Consider the following 18207-nt stretch of genomic DNA (forward strand, 5'->3'; position numbering starts at 1 on the left):
CTCACAAACCGGAAAGCCGGCGCGGAGCCTGAAAAGGGCCGCGGACGGGCCTCAGACCTGGGCGCCCAGGCGCTGGCTGATGACGGTGGAGACGCCGTCGCCGCGCATGGTGACTCCGTAGAGGGCGTCGGCAACTTCCATGGTGCGTTTCTGGTGCGTGATGATGATGAGCTGGCTGGATTCGCGCAGCTCCTCGAAGATGGTGATGAGCCGGCCGAGGTTGGTGTCGTCCAGGGCTGCTTCCACCTCGTCCATGACATAGAACGGTGAGGGCCGGGCCTTGAAGATCGCCACGAGCAGGGCCACAGCGGTCAGCGACCGTTCCCCGCCCGAGAGCAGGGAGAGCCGCTTGATCTTTTTGCCGGCCGGGCGCGCCTCGACCTCGATGCCGGTGGTGAGCATGTCCGTGGGGTCGGTGAGGACCAGCCGTCCCTCGCCGCCGGGGAACAGCCGCGCGAAGATCCGGACGAACTGCGCCGAGGTGTCCTCGAACGCCTCGGCGAAGACCTTTTGGACGCGCTCATCCACTTCCTTGATGATGTCGAGCAGGTCCTTGCGGCTCGACTTGAGGTCCTCGAGCTGGGTGCTGAGGAACTGGTGCCGCTCCTCAAGGGCAGCGAATTCCTCCAGCGCCAGCGGGTTGACCCGGCCCAGGGCCGACAGGTCCCGTTCGGCCCGCCTGAGCCGTTTCTCCTGCTCCTCGCGGACGAAGGGCGTGCCGGCCACGATCTCGCGGCCATCCTCATCCACCGGGGCGCGCAGGGCGGCCCACTTGTCCGCTGATTCCGCGGCGGGCACGGGAACAGGCTGGTCCGGTCCGAAATCTGCGACCAGTTGGTCGGCTGCCAGTCCCAGCTCCTCGACACTCCTGAGCTCCAGGGCTTCGATCCGGAGCCGCTGCTGGGCGCGGGCCAGTTCGTCGCGGTGCACCGAGTCGGTCAGCTCGGCAAGTTCGCGGGCGAGGGCGTCATTGCTGCCGCGCAGGGCGGCCAGCTCGACGTCCATCTGCTCCTTGCGTTCCTCGGCGCGGTCCCGCTCCTGCCGGGCGAGTTCCACAGACACGTCAAGGAAGCCGGTCACGTGGGCGACGGCGGCGGAGACGGCCGCGGCGCGCCTGGCCTGGAGCCTGCGGCGGCGTGCCCGTTCGGCCACTTCCTCGCGGGCACGGCGCTCGGTGGCGGCGGCGCGTTCGAGCGACGACGCCCGGCTTCGGGTGGCGGAGAGCTGTTCCTCGGCGCTGCGCAGACCCAGCCGGGCTTCCATTTCGGCGCTGCGGGCCAGCGACGCGGCCAGGGCGAGGGCATCCCGGTGTTCCGGGGAGGGTTCCACCTCCACCGGGGCTTCCTGGGCGGCGGCGAGCCGTGCCGCCATAGCTTCCAGCGTTTCCTGCTCGGCGACGATGTTGGCCTCGGCTCTGGCCAGGGAGGCGGCCAGCCGCTCGCTTTCGCCCACAGCGCTGCGCAGCACGGAGTTCAGGTGACCCAGGCGTTCCGCGACGGCCGCCAGCCGGGCATCCGAATCGTGGAGTTTCCCCAGGGCAGCATTGACACGGTCCTGCGCCGCGGCCCGCCGGGCCCGGGCGGCGGCGAGTGCGAAACGCTGGCGTTCCAGCCCGGCGGTCACCGCGGCCAGCCGGGAGGAGGCGTCATCGACGGCGGCCTGCACTTCGATCAGCGACGGCGCCTTCGCGGAGCCTCCGCTGACCGTCAGCGCGGTCAGGACGTCGCCGGCCCGGGTCACAGCGGTCAGTTCAGGGCGCGCCGCAACCAGTTCGGCCGCAGCGTCCAGACTCTCCACGACAGCGATCCCCGCCAGCAGTCCGGGCAGCGGCAGCCGGCAGGCAGCATCCTCGGTGGACGATGCTGTGACGAGCTGCGAGGCCCAGCGGGCGCCCGCGGGGAGCCGGTCCCCGGAAGCGGACCGGGCGCCGGCTTCGGTGGCACCGGCAGCTGCCAGCAGCAGGGCGGCCCGGCCGGCGTCGTCGTCCTTCAGCCGTTGCACGGCGGTGGCCGCGGCCTCGCGGTCCTGCACCACGAGGGCGTCGGAGCAGGCGCCCAGGGCCGCCGCGACCGCGGCCTCAAAACCGGGTTCCACCGTAATCATCGACGCCAGGGCACCAAGCACGCCGGGGATTCCCGCACCGAGGACGTGGGCCGAACCGTCCTTACGGTTCAGCCCGAGCTGGAGCGCGTCGCGGCGGGCCAGGAGGGCGCCGCGTTCCCGCTCGCCGTCGCGTTCGGCTGCCTTCAGCGCGTCGATCTCAGCGACGATGGCGTCGAGGGCGGCGCTGGCGTCCTCGTAGTCGGCGTCGAGGGTCTCCTCGCCGTCCTCGACGCCGGCAACCTGGGATTCGAGGGCGGCGAACTCGCCGTGGGCCTGCCGGCGGCGCTCCTCCCCCGCACTGAGGGACTCCCGGAGCCGTCCGAGTTCCGCCTGGGCGGACTCGACCCGGGAACGCGCGGCACCCACCTGCCCGGCCAGTTTGGCCAGTCCTTCGCGGCGGTCGGCGGCGGCGCGGAGCAGCGCGGCGAGCCGCTTGTCCTCGGCGGCGGCGGTGTTTTCGGCGTCCTGCTTGGCTGCCGTGGCGGCGTCCAGGGCGCGGCGGCGGTCCGCCACCTGGCGTTCCAGGCCGGCTTGTTCCTCCCGGACGCGGGCGGCCTGCCGGTCGAGCTGTTCGGGGTCACGGCCGGTATCGGGGACGTTGTCGGAGGCGCCGAGGAGCCGGCGTCGCTCCTCCGCGAGCGAACCGAGCGAGCGCAGCCGCTCCCGCCCGGCCGAGAGCTGGTACCAGCTGTCGCGGGCGGTGTTGAGCGCGGGCGTGGCTGCGGCGGCGAGCTGTTCGAGACTGGCCTGCCGCTGCCTGCCGAGTTCGAGTTCCTGCCCGACGACGCCGCGGCGGGCCTTGAGCGCGCTTTCGTCCGCGACGTCCCGGGCCAGGGCCTGCTGCAGCTGAACCAGGTCGTCCGCGAGGAGGCGGGAGCGTGCATCACGGACCTCGAACTGGACGGTCTGGGCGCGGCGTGCCACTTCGGCCTGTTTGCCCAGCGGGGTGAGCTGCCGGCGGATTTCGCCGGTGAGGTCGCTGAGCCGGGCAAGGTTGGACTGCATGGCTTCGAGTTTGCGGACCGTCTTTTCCTTGCGGCGGCGGTGCTTGAGGATGCCGGCGGCTTCCTCAATGAAGCCGCGCCGGTCCTCGGGAGTGGCGTGGAGCACCTTGTCCAGCTGCCCCTGCCCGACGATCACGTGCATTTCCCGGCCCAGGCCGGAGTCGGAGAGGAGTTCCTGGATGTCCAGAAGCCGGCAGGGGGCGCCGTTGATGGCGTACTCCGAGCCGCCGGTGCGGAACAGCGTGCGGGAAATCGTGACTTCGCTGTACTCGATCGGCAGGGCGCCGTCGCTGTTGTCGATGGTGAGTGAGACGTGGGCACGGCCCAGCGGCGGGCGCCCGGACGTGCCCGCGAAGATCACGTCCTCCATCTTGCCGCCGCGGAGGGTCTTGGCGCCCTGTTCGCCCATCACCCAGGCCAGGGCGTCCACCACGTTGGACTTGCCTGAGCCATTGGGGCCAACCACAGCGGTGACGCCTGGTTCGAATTCGAAAGTCGTCGCCGAAGCGAAGGACTTGAATCCCCGGACGGTCAGGCTCTTGAGGTGCAAGGTGTTTCGGATCTCCTTGAGTGGCGGCTGTGCTGAATCTACCGCCTCAGCCGCACGGAATCGTGGATTTACGGTGTTGCCGGAACTGCTTCCAGTGTGCTTACCAGCGCCCGTTGCGTGGCCGGGGCTGGCACACGGGGCACGAGTAGGAGGAGCGGTTCATGAACTGGTCCCGCCTCATCACGCTGGACAGGCCGGCGGCAGTGCAGCGCCTGCACTCCTTGCCCTCGCGGCCATAGGCGTTGAGCGAGCGGTCGAAGTAGCCGGAGTTCCCGTTGACGTTGACGTAGAGCGAGTCGAAGCTGGTGCCGCCCGCTGCCAGGGCATCGGTCATGACCTCCCGCGCGGCGTCGAGGACACGCTCGGCCTCCGCCCGCCGGAGCGTGTCCGTGGGCCGGGCGAAGTGCAGCCGGGCCTTCCAGAGTGCCTCGTCAGCGTAAATGTTGCCGATTCCGGAGACGAGGCCCTGGTCCAGCAGGGCGCGTTTGAGGCCCGTCTTGCGGTTCCGCAGACGCCGGTAAAACGCGTCGAAGGAGAAATACGGGTCCAGCGGGTCGCGTGCAATGTGGGCCGCTTCCTCCGCGATCAGCGGCAGCGGCGTTTCGGCGAGTCCGCCGGGGGCGCCGTCGGGAGTGGGGATCAGCGAGGTGAGGAAGAGTCCGCCGAAGATGCGCTGGTCCACGAACCGGAGCTGTTCCGGCATGCCCGCGGCGGGGCTGAGCCGCAGCCGCACCTTCAAATGCTTCTCGTCCGCAACGGTAGCGTCCTGCATCAGCAGCTGGCCGGACATGCCCAGATGCGCCATCAGCGCCACGTTGGGAACGGAATTCCCGGCGGGTCCACGGCCGGGAACTCCGGGGGGAATGTCCGCCAGCGGCAGCCAGAGGAACTTTCCCCGCCGGACCACATCCACGACGCGGGCGCCCTCCAGGTTGCCGGCGAAGTCCTCCGGTCCGAGCGCGTGCCGGCGGATGGAGCGCGGATCAACCACCTCAACAGCGGTGATGGTCCGGCCCCGCACCCAGCGCACCAGGCCGCGGCGGACAACTTCAACCTCGGGCAATTCAGGCACGGAGTGTGCCTAGGCGCCGGTCTGGGACTGCAGCTGCTGCGCTTCGGGGCCCACGGCTTCGACGGGCGCCGCTGCTTCCGGTGCTTCCGGTGCTTCCGGTGCTTCCGGTGCGGCAGCCGACGGCGCCGACAGCCGGCGCCAGGCATCCGCGGCGGCTTCCTGCTCGGCTTCCTTTTTGGAGTTGCCCGAGCCGCTGCCGTAGTCGTTGCCGCCGATCCGCAGAATGGCCTCGAACGTCCGGGCGTGGTCCGGCCCGGAGCCCTCGACTGCGTAGTTGATCGTCCCGAGCTGCCGGCTGGCAGCCAGCTCCTGGATGCTGGTCTTCCAGTCGGTGCCGGCGCCGAGCGCGGCAGCGTCCTTGAGCAGCGGGCCGATCAGGCGCATGACGAGCTGGCGCGCCGTCTCAATGTCATTGGAGACATAGGTGGCGCCAATCAGCGCCTCCATGGTGTCCGCGAGGATGGAAGCCTTGTTTTTGCCCTCGGTGAGCTTTTCGCCCTGCCCGAGGTAGATGTATTCGCCCAGGCCGATGCTTCGGCCGATGCCCGCGAGGGCCCGGGTGCTGACGACGGCGGAGCGGCGCTTGGCCAGGTCCCCTTCGGGCAGCGTGGGGTTGTCACGGTACAGCGCGTCGGTGACCGAGAACCCCAGGATGGAGTCACCGAGGAACTCGAGCCGTTCGTTGGTGGGGATGCCGCCGTTTTCGTAGGCGTAGGAACGGTGTGTGAGCGCAAGACGAAGCGTCCCGGCGTCAATAGTGACACCGAGACGCTTCAGAAGCTCTTCAGTTGAAGACATCTTAGTCAGCCAGTTGGCGGATTAGACGTCTGCGACCTTGCGGCCCTTGTATTCAAGGAACAGCGCGGTGCCAGCCGAGTCGGTAACGACCTTTGCCTGGTGCGGCAGGCTGTACGTGACCTGGCCGTTCTCGACAGTCTTCACCAGGTGGGGGGCGGTTGCCTTCCACTGGGAGCGGCGGGCGCGGGTATTCGAGCGAGACATTTTCCGCTTCGGGACAGCCACGGCTAACTCATTTCTCTCTAGTCCAACACTTACAAATCAGTTTTGCCGGTCAGGCTTAGCCAAGTCGGCTAGGGCAGCCCAGCGAGGATCTACCACCTCGTGGTGATGCCCCGGCTCGTCTTCCAGGCGAACTCCACATTCGGAGCAAAGGCCCTGGCAGTCTTCCCGGCACACCGGCTGGAACGGCAGCATGGTTACAACTGCGTCCCGCAACACCGGTTCAAGATCGATCAGATCGTGCTCGATTCGACGTTGCTCTTCTTCGTCTTCTTCGTCGGAGAACACAGCGTCCTCGTAGAAGAAAAGTTCTTGCACATCGACCTCTTGGTCATACGCAAGGGGATCCAGGCATCGGCCACATTCGCCAGTTACTTCGACGTTTGCGGTTCCTGATACCAAAATTCCTTCGTGTACGGCCTCCAGCCGCAGGTCCAGCTCGACATCCGAGCCTTCCTGCACGCCAATGAGCGCCACACCAAGATCACCTGGTGCGGGTACATGTTCCGTCAGCGTCCGCATGCTTCCCGGACTGCGCCCGAGGTCCTTGACGTCAAACACCAAGGGCGAACTAGCATCTCGTTTAATGAGAACTCCTGTTGAACATATGACCGACGTACTATCTTAGCCTGATCTTCCGGGCGGACTCAAACCGGGGCACGCCTGCGGTTCACACCGCAGGCCGCATTGGATTCGGGCCGCGCAACCGGCAGCAGGCCGCCGAGTACCGATCAAGCTTACCCTCTGCGCGGCTGATCCCGGACCGGCTCGCCCGAGTGCAGCCGTTTCAGCACCGAGCGGGGCACAAAGTCGGAGACATTGCCGCCCAGGGTGAACACTTCCTTGATCAGGGTGGAGGACAGGTGGAGGTAGTGGCCCTCGGCGGGCAAGAAGACCGTCTCGACGCCGGTGAGCTGGCGGTTCATCGTCGCCATCGGCAGTTCGTAGTCGAAGTCGGAGGAGGAGCGGAGGCCCTTGACAATGGCGTCCACGCCCCGCTGCCGGCAGTACTCGGCGAGGAGCCCCTCCCCCACCGGCTCCACCACGATGCCGCGCAGGGAGGCCAGGGTTTCCCGGGCCATATCAATGCGTTCCTCGAGCGTGAAGCGGTATTTCTTGGCGTAGTTCGTGGAGACGCCCACAATAACCTCGTCAAAGAGGCCGGCGGCCCGGGCAATGACTTCCAGGTGGCCGTTGTGGATGGGGTCAAAGGAGCCAGGGCATACGGCGCGTCTCATGCTCCGAACCTACCGTATCGCCGGCTCGGCCCGGGATAAGAGAACCGGGATACCATGGCTGAATGTCAGCATCGAGCATTCCTTTCACCGTGTCCGGAGGCGTGGTTCTCGTGACGGGAGCCGCCATGGGCATGGGCCGTCTTTACGCCCTGAGGGCGGCCCGCGAGGGCGCCGCCGTCGTGATTCTCTGGGACGTCGACGCCGACGGCCTCGCCTCGATCGCCGCCGAGGTGACCGGGCTCGGCGCACGCGCGGTGGTCCGCCAGGTGGACCTCGCCGACCGCACGGCCATCGCCGACGCCGCCGAGGCGTGCCGGGAGGAAGGACCGTTGACCATGCTGGTCAACAACGCCGGCATCGTCCGCGGCGCACTTTTCTGGGAGCACAGCCCGGAGCGGGACATTGCCCCGACCATGGACGTCAACGCGCTGGCGCCGATGTACGTTACCCATGCGTTCCTGCCGGCCATGATGGCCGACGCCGGCCGGCCGCGCCGGATCCTCAACATCGCCTCCGCCGCGGGCACCGTGTCCAACCCCAGGATGAGCGTCTATGCGGCGTCCAAGTGGGCCGTGATCGGCTGGAGCGACTCGCTGCGGCTCGAGCTCGAACAGCAGGGCTACGCCCACCTCGCCGTCACGACATTCTGCCCCAGCTACATCTCCACCGGGATGTTCGACGGCGCCCGCGGCCCGCTGCTGACGCCGCTGATGACGCCGGAGGACGCCGTGGACCGGGCCTGGCGGGCCACCGCCGCCGGGCGGCCGCAGCTGATCGCCCCGGCCACTGCGCAGCTGGGGAAGGTCCTGCGCGGCCTGCTGCCGGTGCGGGCCTGGGACTTTGTGGGCGGAAAGGTCTTCGGGATCTACTCCACCATGGACAAATTCACCGGGCGGGACCAGAAGGCGGGCACCCGATGAACTCCCCGACACCATTGCCCTGGCAGCGGACCGCGACCGGCGCCAACCTGCTCTCCCCCGACGGCACCCTCGGCGTCACGATCTTCGAGGAAATGACCACCCTCGCGCTCCAGACCGGCGCCATCAACCTGGGCCAGGGCTTCCCGGACGAGGACGGCCCGGTGGAGATCAAGGCTGCCGCGCAGGCCGCCATCGCCGCCGGCGCCAACCAGTACGCCCCCGGCAAGGGCATCCTGGAGCTGCGCGAGGCGATCTCCCTCCACCAGGAGCGCTTCTACGGCCTGGAACCGGACCCGCAGACCGAGATCATCGTCACCACCGGCGCCACCGAAGCCATCGCCGCGTCCCTGCTCGCGCTCGTCGGCCCGGGCGACGAGGTCCTCACCTTTGAGCCGTTCTACGACTCCTACGGCGCCATCATCGGCCTCTCCGGCGCCCGCCACGTCACCGCCCCGCTGCTGGCCCCTGACTTCATGCCGGACCTGGCTGCCCTCGAGGCGGCGTTCAGCAGCCGCACCAAGGTCGTGCTGGTCAACAACCCGCACAACCCCACCGGTGCGGTGTTCCCCCGCGAAGTGCTGGAACGCGTCGTCGGGCTCGCCATCAGGCACGACGCCATCATCATCACCGACGAGGTCTACGAGCACCTCACCTTCGGCGCCCGGCACATCCCGGTGGCCACCCTGCCGGGGGCCGCGGACCGCACCCTGACGATTTCCTCCGCGGGAAAGACCTTCTCTTTTACCGGCTGGAAGATCGGCTGGCTGAGCGGGCCGGAGCATCTGGTCTCCGCCGCCCGCACCGTCAAGCAGTTCCTGAGCTACAGCTCCGGCACCCCCTTCCAGAGCGCCATCGCGGCCGGGCTGGGCCTGCCGGATGAGTTCTATGCCGGCATCGCCGATACCCTCCAGCTCAAACGCGACATCCTCAGCGAGGGCCTGCGGGCCGCGGGACTGGACGTCTTCACGCCGCAGGGCACGTACTTCGTCAACGTGGACACCGCGCCGCTTGGCATCTCCGATGCCGTGGACCTGGCCCGCCGGCTGCCCGCCCTAGTAGGCGTCGCGGCGATTCCGGTCCCGGTGTTCTGCCACCCGGAAGGCGCCGAACGCACCCGGAGCCTGCTGCGCTTCGCGTTCTGCAAACGGATTGACGTGCTGCAGGAAGCCGCCGAACGGCTCGCGACGCTCCGCGACAGGCTCTGATGGCGGACACGCCCGCCGCCGCGCGCTTCCTGCGCACCACCGGCCAGCACGCCACGATCGAGCCCGATGCCTTCACCGAGGGCGGCTTTGTACTCAGCATCGGCGGGGCGGAACAGTCGCACGTCAACCTCACGGAACCCTCGGACATCTTTTACGAGTACCTGCGCAGGATCGGCCACGTGGTGGATCTCGCGGCACCGTGGGGCGAACCCGTCACGGCACTGCATCTGGGCGCCGGGGCGCTGACCCTGGCGCGCTACATCCAGGCCACCCGGCCGGGCTCGGTGCAGTACGCGGTGGAGCTGGAACGGGAACTGCTGGATTTTGTGCTGCAGCAGCTCCCCCTGCCCGAAGGCACCGAGCTGCACCCGCTGATCGGCGACGCCCGGGCCGCCCTGGACGAGCTGCCCCCGGAACTGCGCTTCGACGTCGTAATCCTGGACATCTTCTCCGGGCCGGAGGCGCCGGAACACATCGCCTGCACGGAGTTCTACCTTGAGGCGGCGGCTAAGCTGAGCCCCCGCGGGGTGCTGATCGTCAACGTGGGCGACGAACCCGGGCTCACGCTGGTCCGCAGCCAGGTGGCCGCACTGCGCCGGGCGATGGCCGACGTGGCGGCCTTTGCCGAGGCCGGCATGTTCAGCGGCCGCTACCCGGGCAACATCATCCTGACCGGGACGCAGGGGCCCTGGCCGGAGGCGTGGACGGCGGCGCTGACCGCCCGCGGGCCACACCCCGCGAAGGTGCTCTCCGGCGTCGGCCTCGATGAAATCGCGGACTAGCTGCCGTCTTCCGGTTCTTCCTCCGGCGCGTCCTCCGGGCCTTCTTCGGCGCCGGGTTCCGCGAACCAGAGCTTCGTCTCGCCGTACTTTCGTTCCGCGAACCGCTCCATCCCGTCCGGCCAGGATGGCTCGGGCGTCCTGGCTGAGCGCTCCACGACGACGACGGCGCCCTCGGCCAGGTGCGGGAGCAGCTTGGCCAGCACCCCGCCCAGCGCCGGTTCGTCGAGGGGGTAGGGCGGGTCAAGGAAGACGAGGTCCCAGCGGACGGCAGTCTGGGTCCGGTCAAGGAACGAGTCGACCTTGGAGCGGTGCACGGTGACGACCTTGTGCCCGGCGACGGTGTTGACGAGGTCCGCGTTGCGCTGGCAGACCTCGCTGGCCTTGCCGTCGGATTCCACCAGGTCCACACTCTGCGCGCCGCGGCTGGCGCTTTCCACGCCGAGCGAACCGGAACCCGCGTAGAGGTCCAGCACGCGGGCGTCCGCGATGACCTCGAAGGCGTCCAGCCGGGAGAAGAGTGCTTCCTTGACCCGGTCCGTGGTGGGGCGGGTCAGCGATCCGGGGACGCTGACCAGCGTGGTTCCGCCCGCGGCGCCGGCAATGATGCGACTCATGACCGTGCCCTCTGGGACACATGCACGAATGCCTGGATTCTGTTAGCCGCGTTCAAGGAACGCCTCCTTTTCCGGATTGAGGTATTCGTCGATCGCCGCGGCGAGGACGGTGTGGGCGCCCAGCGACGGGTCGCCACCGACGATCGCCTGCGCGTCCTGCCGGGCCCGGGCGATCACGGCCTCGTGTTCAAGGACCCGCAGCAGCTTCAGCGTGGACCGGCCGCCGGACTGGGAGGCGCCGAGGATGTCGCCTTCACGGCGCAGCTTGAGGTCCTCCTGGGAGAGTTCGAAGCCGTCGGTGGTGGCCGCGACGGCGTCGAGCCGGCGGCGGCTCGGGTGGCCCTGCTCCAGCGTGGTCACCAGCAGGCACGTGCCCGGCAGTCCGCCGCGGCCCACCCGGCCGCGGAGCTGGTGGAGCTGCGAGATGCCGAAGCGGTCCGCGTCCAGGATCACCATGAGGGTGGCGTTGTGCACGTCCACGCCCACTTCGATCACGGTGGTGGAGACCAGGAGCTTCGTCTGGTTGGCGGTGAACGAGGCCATGGTGTCGGATTTCAGCACCGGGTCCAGCCGGCCGTGCAGCGGCGCCACTGGCACGCCGGCCAGCGCCGGTTCGTCCCGCAGGAGTTCGACGACGCCGGTCACGGAGGCCAGTTCGCGCGCCCCGCTGTCCCCCTCGAGGTCCGCGGCGGAGGGTTCGGCTTCCCCGGGACTGAAGTCGCCGTCGTCGTCGGCGCCGATCTTGGGACAGACGATATAGACCTGGTGGCCGGCGTCGATCTCCTCCCGGGAACGGCTCCAGAGCCGGCCGAGCCAGGCGGGGTGTTCGGCCAGCCCCACCACGTGGGTGGTGATCGGGGCGCGGCCGGCCGGGAGCTCGTCCAGGATGGAGGTCTCGAGGTCGCCGAACACGGTCATGGCCACGGTCCGGGGAATGGGGGTGGCGGTCATGACCAGCAGGTGCGGGGGCTTGCTGGCCTTGGACCGGAGCAGATCGCGCTGTTCGACGCCGAAGCGGTGCTGTTCATCCACCACGATCAGGCCGAGGTCGTAGAAGGAAACGTTGTCGCTGAGCAGGGCGTGGGTGCCGATCACGATCCCGGCGGTTCCGGACGCGGCGTCCAGCATGGCCTGCTTCCGGGCCGCGGTGGGCATGGAGCCGGTGAGCAGCGTGACCTGGACCGCGTCGGGCCCGAAACCACCCAGCAGTCCGTCCCGGGACAGCGGCCCCAGCGTGCGGCGGATGGAGTCGAAGTGCTGCGCGGCGAGGACCTCGGTGGGGGCCAGCAGCGCGGCCTGTCCCCCGGCGTCGACCACCTGCAGCATGGCGCGCAGCGCCACAATCGTCTTCCCGGAGCCGACTTCGCCCTGGAGCAGGCGGTTCATCGGCGAGTCCTGCGCGAGCTCGGCGGCCAGGGTCTTGCCGACGGCGGCCTGGCCGGCGGTCAGCGTGAAGGGCAGCTGCCGGTCGAACGCGGCCAGCAGCCCCGCCGCGGCGGGCCGCCGGGCGGTGGCCTCCTCGGCGGCGAGCTGGGCGCGGCGCCGGGCGAGGGCCGACTGGAGTACCAGGGCTTCCTGGTAGCGGAACCGGTCCCGGGCGCGCTGCCAGTCCGGAGGGGTCTGCGGGGCGTGGATAAGCCGGTAGGCGTCCGCGACCGGCAGGAACTTCTCCCGGGCCGAGATCTCCGCCGGCAGCGGGTCCGGCAGGACATCCAGGTCCACGGTGTCCAGCAGCGTGGCGATGACCTTCTGGATGGACCAGCTGGTCAGCTTGGCGGTGGCCGGATACACCGGGATGGGCATGGCGGCGAGCTTCTCCGGCTCCATGCCCGGGGTGTCCGGGTCCTCGTCCAGCAGCAGGAAGTCAGGATTGGTCAGCCCCAGGGATCCCCCGTACCGGGTGACCTTTCCGGAGAACATGGCGCGGCGCCCCGGCTGCAGCTCGGCTTTGGCCCGGAAGCCGTTGAAGAAGCTCACCTTCAGGGTGCCGGGAAGCCCGGTCCCGGCGTCGTCGGAAATTACGACATCGGTCAGCGAACCGCGGCGGGCGCGCATGGCCCGGGTGCTGTTCGAGACGACGCGGGCAATCAGGGTGACTTCCTCGTCGAGCGGGACTTCGCTGATGGGGGTGAGTTCGCCGCGGTTCAGGTAGCGGCGGGGGAAGTAGTTCAGCAGCCCGCCGACCGTGGTGATGCCGAGGTGCTTTTCGATGACCGCCGCGGAGCGCTTGCCGATGCGGCGTTCCAGGTCCAGCCCCAGTTCGGCGCTGGCCAGGTCAGCGTTCATGTCCGTCGGGAACCTGTCCTGCGGGTTCACGGCCGCTGACCGCGCGTGGTTCGGCGTCCGGCACGGCAAGCTCGCTCACGCTGATGTCCGAAGGTTCGCCGAGGGACCGGATGAGGGCGACGGCAGGCTCGGCGTGCGGCACATGGACGTGGACGCGCCAACGGTACGCGCCGGACGTGTCGGCCGCCCCGCCGACCTGGCTCATGATGACGGAGTCACCCATTTCGTCGAGTCGCTGGCGCATCATGGCAGCGTCAAGCGGCGACAACGTGATGGTGCACATGACTTCCACACCTTCGTCCCGCGGCATGCCTGCGTGGATGTGGGGGTCCTGGACGTCGTAGCCGTGCAGTCCGTCCAGCAGCTGGTCCTGGAGTTCCTCGCCGAGCACGGCGGAGCGGAGGCAGTCGAGAATCAGCAGCATGCCAACGCCGCCGGCGTCCACCACATGGGCGGCGTGGAGCGCCTCCAGCTGGTCCTCCGTGCGCACCACGGCGGCGACGGCGGCTTCCACGGCGGCGTCGAGGGCCAGGCCCAGGGTGTGGTTGCTGTCGTCGCCGTCGTGCGCAGAATCCACGGCCGCCGCGGCGCGGGCGGCTGCTTCCATCACGGAGAGCATGGTGCCGGGAACCGGGTCGCTCAACGCGGACCAGGCCCGGAGCTGGGCCCGGTTCAGCGCGGCGGCCAGCAGCGGGGCGCTGAGCCGGGGGTGGCCGGCGAGGGGTTCGGCGGCGGCGCACAGGAACACGGCAAACAGCGTGCCGGAGTTGCCGCGGGCCGTTTCCATGGCGGCCAGGCCGGCCCTGGCGAGGAGGGCGCCGACGTCGTTTTGGGCTGGATCCGGCGGACCAAAGGAACGGACCGGCGCATCGGTGGTGATCTGGGGTATCGCGGCAGTGTCCAGGCCCTGGAGCGACTGGGCGGCGGCGCGCACCGTGAGGTAGAGGTTGGTGCCGGTGTCGCCGTCGGCGACCGGAAAGATGTTGATGGCGTTCAGGCGGTCGCTGTGGTTCCCAAGCGTCGTTTCTGCCTTGCTCAACCACCGCTTCATCGCTTGCGCGTTGGCGGCAATTTTAGTCTGCAAAGTGATCCCATCCCACAGTGTCAGCGGGCCTGCCCGCTATCTTGACGCCCGTGCTGTCCGTTGGTGCAGGGGCTTCTACCGAGCCTATCGCAGTGAAACCGTGAGGCAGCTGAAGACCTGGTGGGAATGTGGCCAGCAGTCCGTGGTCTTCCCCGCCGCCCAGGACCCAGGCCATCGGATCAATGCCGAGCAGTCCGGCGGCGGGCAGGAGCGGAACCGCAAGTTGCTCCAGTACCGCCGCGTCCAGGTTCAGGACGGCATGGCTGGCGGACGCCATCCGGTTGCCGTCGCGGACCAGTCCGTCGGAAATGTCCATCATGGCCGTGGCGCCCGAATCCCGGGCCAGCGGCCCTCCCGCCAGCGGCGGCAGGGGCCTGCACTGGGAGTCCATGAGGGCGCGTTGGTCCTTGGTCAAGGCCTCAACGGGGATGGCCGATTCCAGCAGCGCCAGACCCGCCGCGGCACGCCCCACCGTGCCGGCCAGCGCCAGGGTGTCCCCCGCGCGGGCGCCGGAGCGCAGCACGGGGGACCTGCCGTCGAGGGTGCCCAGAATCGCCACACTGACAGCAAGCTCGCGGCCCCGGCCGAGGTCGCCGCCTGCCACGGCACAGTCCGGGGCGCCCAGTTCCCGGATGCCGGCACTGAGTCCGTCGGCGAAGTCCTCGACCCAGGCGACCCGGGTGTCCGGGGGCATCGTGAGGCTGACGACGAGGGAGGTGGCCCGGGCCCCCATGGCGTTGATGTCACTGAGATTTTGCGCGGCGGCCTTCCAGCCGACGTCGTAGCCGGTGGTCCGGTAGCCGTTGGCCCATTCGAGCCGGAAGTCCTGGTCGGCCACCTGGGTGTCGATGCTGAGGACTGTCCGCCCGTCCGGGGCGGCCACGATGGCGGCGTCGTCGCCGGGGCCGAGGATCAGGGACGGGTTGTGTTCCTGGCCGTAGTGCAGGCGAGGGAAGATGCGTTCCAGGAGTTGTGATTCGGAGAGCTCGGCTACGGTCAGGGGCGCTGGTCTATTCAGGCGTTCAGGCACAGCCCTACGCTACAGCGGCAGGGTGACAACGGCGGCGGACCGGGACATAAGGCGTCCGTGACACAGCGCCGGGACGCCCTGCGCTGAACCGCTTTTCACCGCACAGCAATGCGCATGCGAAACTCATAGGCATGCCCCCGCCACTGCCCGCGCTGAATATCCTGCCCCGGCGTGTCCGCTGGGGTTTGGCCTTTGCCTCCGGCGGAGCGGCGCTGTGGCTGATAATCGCAATCCAGTTGTTCGTCAATGTGGACCCTTTGAGCGCGCACCGCACGGATGCCGTGATCATGCTCGGCGGCGCCGCGGCCGAACGGCTTCCGGCGGCGCAGAGAATCCAACACGACCTTGGCGTCCCCGTGCTGGTGCTGTCCACCACAGATACGTTCGGCAACCGGGCCGCGGACGGTATCTGCAGTTCGGCCGCCTTCCCGAACGCGTCGTTGATCTGCTTCCGGCCCTCGGAACTGGACACCCGGGGCGAAGCGCAGTCAATATCCCGGCTCGTGGCGATCAACGGCTGGAAGTCCATCACCGTGGTCACCTCGAGCTACCACGTGACCCGCGCAGGACGGCTGATCAACCAGTGCACGACGGCGGACGTCCAGATGGTTGCTTCGCACCCGCAGCTGAGTTGGGGGCAGTGGCTGAGGCGTTTTGTTGTCGAAACCGGGGGGCTTGTAGACGCTTCCCTGCGCCCCGAATGCGCGGATCAGCCAGCAGCAATGTAAGAATTGAAGCTCATCCGGTTGAACTGGTCAGCCGGTTCGGGATTCCGGCCGAGGCGAGGAGGTCATGTTGGAGCACACTCCGGACGACGCTCCTCCGCCCGTGGCCGCACCGCGGCACCTCCGCCGGCGGCGTTTTCACACGGAGATTCCGGACACGCTGCTGGTGCCCGACGCCGAACCCGTTTCCCTTTCGCCCCCGGCCCCCCCGCCGCGGGCGAAACCAGCGCAGAGTTCCGATGCCGGGCTGCTCTCCCGTGATGCGGTCCACCGCCGAAAGCGGCAAGTTGCCCGTCTCATTGTTCTCTTCGTCGCAATTATCGTGCCCGCCCTGGTGCTGGCGCTGCTGTTGTTGGGGTGAACCCGCCCCGACGCCCTGCCGACCACCGCTCGCTTACCAATGGGGAAATATCCATGCACAGCATCATGCCAATCTTCGGAACCCGGCCGGAGGCCATCAAAATGGCTCCGATCGTCAGCGCTCTTCAGGAGTCCCCGCATTTCCGCTGCGTTGTCACCGTCACGGGTCAGCACCGCGAGATGCTGGACCAGGTCAATGACCTCTTCGGCATCGTTCCCGACCATGACCTGAACATCCTGCAACCGGGCCAGTCCCTGTCGGGCATCATGACCCGCACCATCGACGGCCTGGAGAAGCTCTTCGCCGAGTCCAGGCCGGACGCCGTCGTTGTCCAGGGCGACACCACCACCTCCACGGCCGCGGCCATCGCGGCGTTCTACCACGGGATACCGGTGGTGCATGTGGAGGCCGGGCTGCGCAGCGGAGACCTGCTCTCGCCGTTCCCCGAGGAAGCCAACCGCAAGATCACCAGCCAAATCACCCGGCTGCACCTGGCACCGACCGCCACCAGCCGGGCCAACCTGGTGGCCGAGGGCATCAACCCTGCAGACATCGTGGTCACGGGTAACACCGTCATCGACGCCCTCCTGGCCACGGTGGACAAACAGCTCCCGTTCACGGATCCCCGCCTGGAATCGCTGGCCGCCGACGGCCGCCGGATCCTGCTGGTCACAACGCACCGCCGTGAGAACCAGGGCGACGCGATGCGCGGCGTCGGCCGGGCGCTCGCCCGGCTCGCCGAGGCAGAGCCGGAGCTCATGATTGTCCTTCCGGTCCACAAAAACCCGGTGGTACGCGAGGCGGTGCTGCCTGCGCTGGAGGGCAGGACCAACATCCTTGTCACCGAACCGCTGGCCTACGGGGAATTCACCCGGCTCCTGTCGCTGGCCCACCTGGTGCTGACCGACTCCGGAGGCGTCCAGGAGGAGGCTCCCAGCCTGGGCAAGCCCGTGCTGGTGATGCGGGACAACACGGAGCGGCCCGAGGCGGTCGACGCCGGAACCGTGGCACTGATCGGCACGGACGAGGAGCGGATTGTTGCCGAAGTGACCCTTCTCCTGAACGATGACGGCCATTTTTCCGCCATGGCGAACGCAGTAAACCCTTACGGAGACGGCAAGGCGGCCATCCGGACGGTGGCAGCCATCGAGGAACTGCTCGGCGTGGGATTCAGGACGGCGGAGTTCACCGGATCGTAGGAGACGCCGGGGTGCTGTACTCGGCAGTACCCCGGCCGATTCCCGCAGGTCACACGGGTGCTCCGTGGGCCCACGAACTGACAGCGGCCGGTCAAATCATGGCAGAATAAATCACAGCCGGGGGAAGCGAGAGTGGACGTGGGGATGGACCGCAGGAACTTCTTACAAGTGTCATTGGCGGCGGCTGCCGCCGCAGCTCTGGCCGCCTGCACTCCGGACCCCAATTTCGTTGGTCAGGGCCGGGAGGCCGGACCGCCGATCCCGTTTGGGGCACGCAAGGGCATTGGCCTGGGCGTGGGCAAAACGCACCGGATCGAGCAGCTGGATGCCTTGGACGTGAACTGGTTCTATACGTGGGGTTCCTCCTTTCCCGCGGTCCGCCCGACGCAGGATTTTGTCCCGATGATCTGGGGCCGGGAGAGCGTCCGCCGCAACGATCTCGAAGAGATTCAATCGGAACTCCACCTGACCCGTGCCTCGGAGCTGCTCGGGTTCAACGAACCGGACCATCCCGAGCAAGCCGACATGAGTGTGTCCTCGGCCATCAAGCACTGGCCGGAACTGGAGGCGTCCGGGCTGCGGCTGGGTTCCCCCGCACCTGTACGGGCCCTCGGCGACTGGCTGAAGGAGTTTATGGATCGGGCTGCTTCGGAAGATCTCAGGGTCGACTTCGTCGCCATGCATTCCTACCCCTCACCCGACTCCGAGTCCTTCCTCGACAGCGTCCGGCAACTCTACGATCTGTACGGCAAGCCTATTTGGATCACCGAGTACGCCGTGGCGGACTGGGAAGCCACGGCAAACTCCCCCAGCCGGCATTCGGAAAAAGACATCCTGGCCTTCATGAGCGAGACGGCCGCCGGGCTGCGGCAGATGCCGTTCGTCGAGCGGTTCGCCTGGAAGACCCGCGCCGAGGGTGACCCCATCATGGGTGCCTCGGCGCTGTTCCGGAAAGACGGATCCCTCTCACCCGCCGGTGAGCTCTACCAGTCCCTTTAGGCCCGGTCACGGCTG

Annotated in this window: 16 protein-coding genes; 6 read left to right on the forward strand and 10 right to left on the reverse strand. The window is 68.5% G+C overall.

Annotated features, from left to right (window positions below; genetic code table 11):
- Window positions 1-51: 51 nt before the first annotated feature.
- From smc to coaD, 6 genes are all read right to left on the reverse strand, one after another.
- On the reverse strand, window positions 52-3657 hold the full coding sequence (smc, locus tag ABIC21_RS08390) for a chromosome segregation protein SMC (protein ID WP_354349952.1): 3606 nt from the start codon (window positions 3655-3657) through the stop codon (window positions 52-54).
- A gap of 100 nt (window positions 3658-3757) precedes the next feature.
- A complete protein-coding gene (gene mutM / locus ABIC21_RS08395) occupies window positions 3758-4729 on the reverse strand; it encodes a bifunctional DNA-formamidopyrimidine glycosylase/DNA-(apurinic or apyrimidinic site) lyase (protein WP_354349953.1) in 972 nt (323 codons plus the stop codon).
- Window positions 4730-4738: 9 nt separating this feature from the next.
- A complete protein-coding gene (gene rnc, locus ABIC21_RS08400) occupies window positions 4739-5527 on the reverse strand; it encodes a ribonuclease III (protein WP_354349954.1) in 789 nt (262 codons plus the stop codon).
- 21 nt (window positions 5528-5548) lie between these two features.
- Entirely contained in the window at window positions 5549-5752 is a 204-nt protein-coding gene (gene rpmF, locus ABIC21_RS08405; RefSeq protein ID WP_009356569.1) for a 50S ribosomal protein L32, read from the reverse strand.
- A gap of 36 nt (window positions 5753-5788) precedes the next feature.
- On the reverse strand, window positions 5789-6313 hold the full coding sequence (locus tag ABIC21_RS08410) for a YceD family protein (protein WP_354349955.1): 525 nt from the start codon (window positions 6311-6313) through the stop codon (window positions 5789-5791).
- A gap of 173 nt (window positions 6314-6486) precedes the next feature.
- Window positions 6487-6987: a pantetheine-phosphate adenylyltransferase gene (gene coaD, locus ABIC21_RS08415; protein ID WP_354349956.1), complete on the reverse strand. Its 501-nt coding sequence runs from the start codon at window positions 6985-6987 to the stop codon at window positions 6487-6489.
- A gap of 62 nt (window positions 6988-7049) precedes the next feature.
- On the opposite strand from coaD, the gene ABIC21_RS08420 reads away from it, so the two are divergent.
- Genes ABIC21_RS08420 through ABIC21_RS08430 form a run of 3 tightly spaced genes read left to right on the forward strand, consistent with a single transcriptional unit; the run spans window position 7050 to window position 9894 of the window.
- Window positions 7050-7907, forward strand: a complete 858-nt coding sequence (locus tag ABIC21_RS08420; RefSeq protein ID WP_354349957.1) for an SDR family NAD(P)-dependent oxidoreductase — start codon at window positions 7050-7052, stop codon at window positions 7905-7907.
- Window positions 7904-9112: an aminotransferase class I/II-fold pyridoxal phosphate-dependent enzyme gene (locus tag ABIC21_RS08425; RefSeq protein ID WP_354349958.1), complete on the forward strand. Its 1209-nt coding sequence runs from the start codon at window positions 7904-7906 to the stop codon at window positions 9110-9112. The genes ABIC21_RS08420 and ABIC21_RS08425 overlap by 4 nt, the downstream gene beginning before the upstream one ends.
- Entirely contained in the window at window positions 9112-9894 is a 783-nt protein-coding gene (locus ABIC21_RS08430; protein ID WP_354349959.1) for a spermidine synthase, read from the forward strand. Before ABIC21_RS08425 ends, ABIC21_RS08430 begins: the two co-directional genes overlap by 1 nt.
- On the opposite strand, the gene rsmD is transcribed toward ABIC21_RS08430, so the two are convergent.
- From rsmD to ABIC21_RS08450, 4 genes are read right to left on the reverse strand one after another with little or no spacing between them, the layout of a single operon-like run.
- Window positions 9891-10508, reverse strand: coding sequence for a 16S rRNA (guanine(966)-N(2))-methyltransferase RsmD (gene rsmD, locus ABIC21_RS08435; protein WP_354349960.1), 618 nt, complete (start codon window positions 10506-10508; stop codon window positions 9891-9893). The two genes, ABIC21_RS08430 and rsmD, sit on opposite strands and share 4 nt — an antisense overlap.
- Before the next feature lie 42 nt (window positions 10509-10550).
- Window positions 10551-12794, reverse strand: a complete 2244-nt coding sequence (locus tag ABIC21_RS08440; RefSeq protein WP_354349961.1) for an ATP-dependent DNA helicase RecG — start codon at window positions 12792-12794, stop codon at window positions 10551-10553.
- Window positions 12784-13845, reverse strand: coding sequence for a DAK2 domain-containing protein (locus ABIC21_RS08445; protein WP_354350159.1), 1062 nt, complete (start codon window positions 13843-13845; stop codon window positions 12784-12786). Before ABIC21_RS08445 ends, ABIC21_RS08440 begins: the two co-directional genes overlap by 11 nt.
- 22 nt (window positions 13846-13867) lie before the next feature.
- The gene (locus tag ABIC21_RS08450) at window positions 13868-14908 is read right to left on the reverse strand and encodes a thiamine-phosphate kinase (protein ID WP_354349962.1); all 1041 of its coding nucleotides are present in this window, start codon (window positions 14906-14908) and stop codon (window positions 13868-13870) included.
- A 131-nt stretch (window positions 14909-15039) separates the two neighbouring features.
- On the opposite strand from ABIC21_RS08450, the gene ABIC21_RS08455 reads away from it, so the two are divergent.
- From ABIC21_RS08455 to ABIC21_RS08465, 3 genes are all read left to right on the forward strand, one after another.
- Complete coding sequence (locus ABIC21_RS08455; protein ID WP_354349963.1) at window positions 15040-15636, forward strand: YdcF family protein; 597 nt, start codon at window positions 15040-15042, stop codon at window positions 15634-15636.
- A gap of 411 nt (window positions 15637-16047) precedes the next feature.
- Window positions 16048-17193 (forward strand): non-hydrolyzing UDP-N-acetylglucosamine 2-epimerase, encoded by a 1146-nt coding sequence (gene wecB, locus ABIC21_RS08460; RefSeq protein ID WP_354349964.1) that lies wholly within the window; start codon window positions 16048-16050, stop codon window positions 17191-17193.
- A 144-nt stretch (window positions 17194-17337) separates the two neighbouring features.
- Window positions 17338-18192, forward strand: a complete 855-nt coding sequence (locus ABIC21_RS08465) for a glycosyl hydrolase (RefSeq protein ID WP_354349965.1) — start codon at window positions 17338-17340, stop codon at window positions 18190-18192.
- Window positions 18193-18207: the final 15 nt, after the last annotated feature.

Origin of the sequence: Pseudarthrobacter sp. PvP090 (genome assembly GCF_040547365.1) — a bacterium.
In the GTDB taxonomy this organism is placed as follows: Bacteria; Actinomycetota; Actinomycetes; order Actinomycetales; family Micrococcaceae; genus Arthrobacter.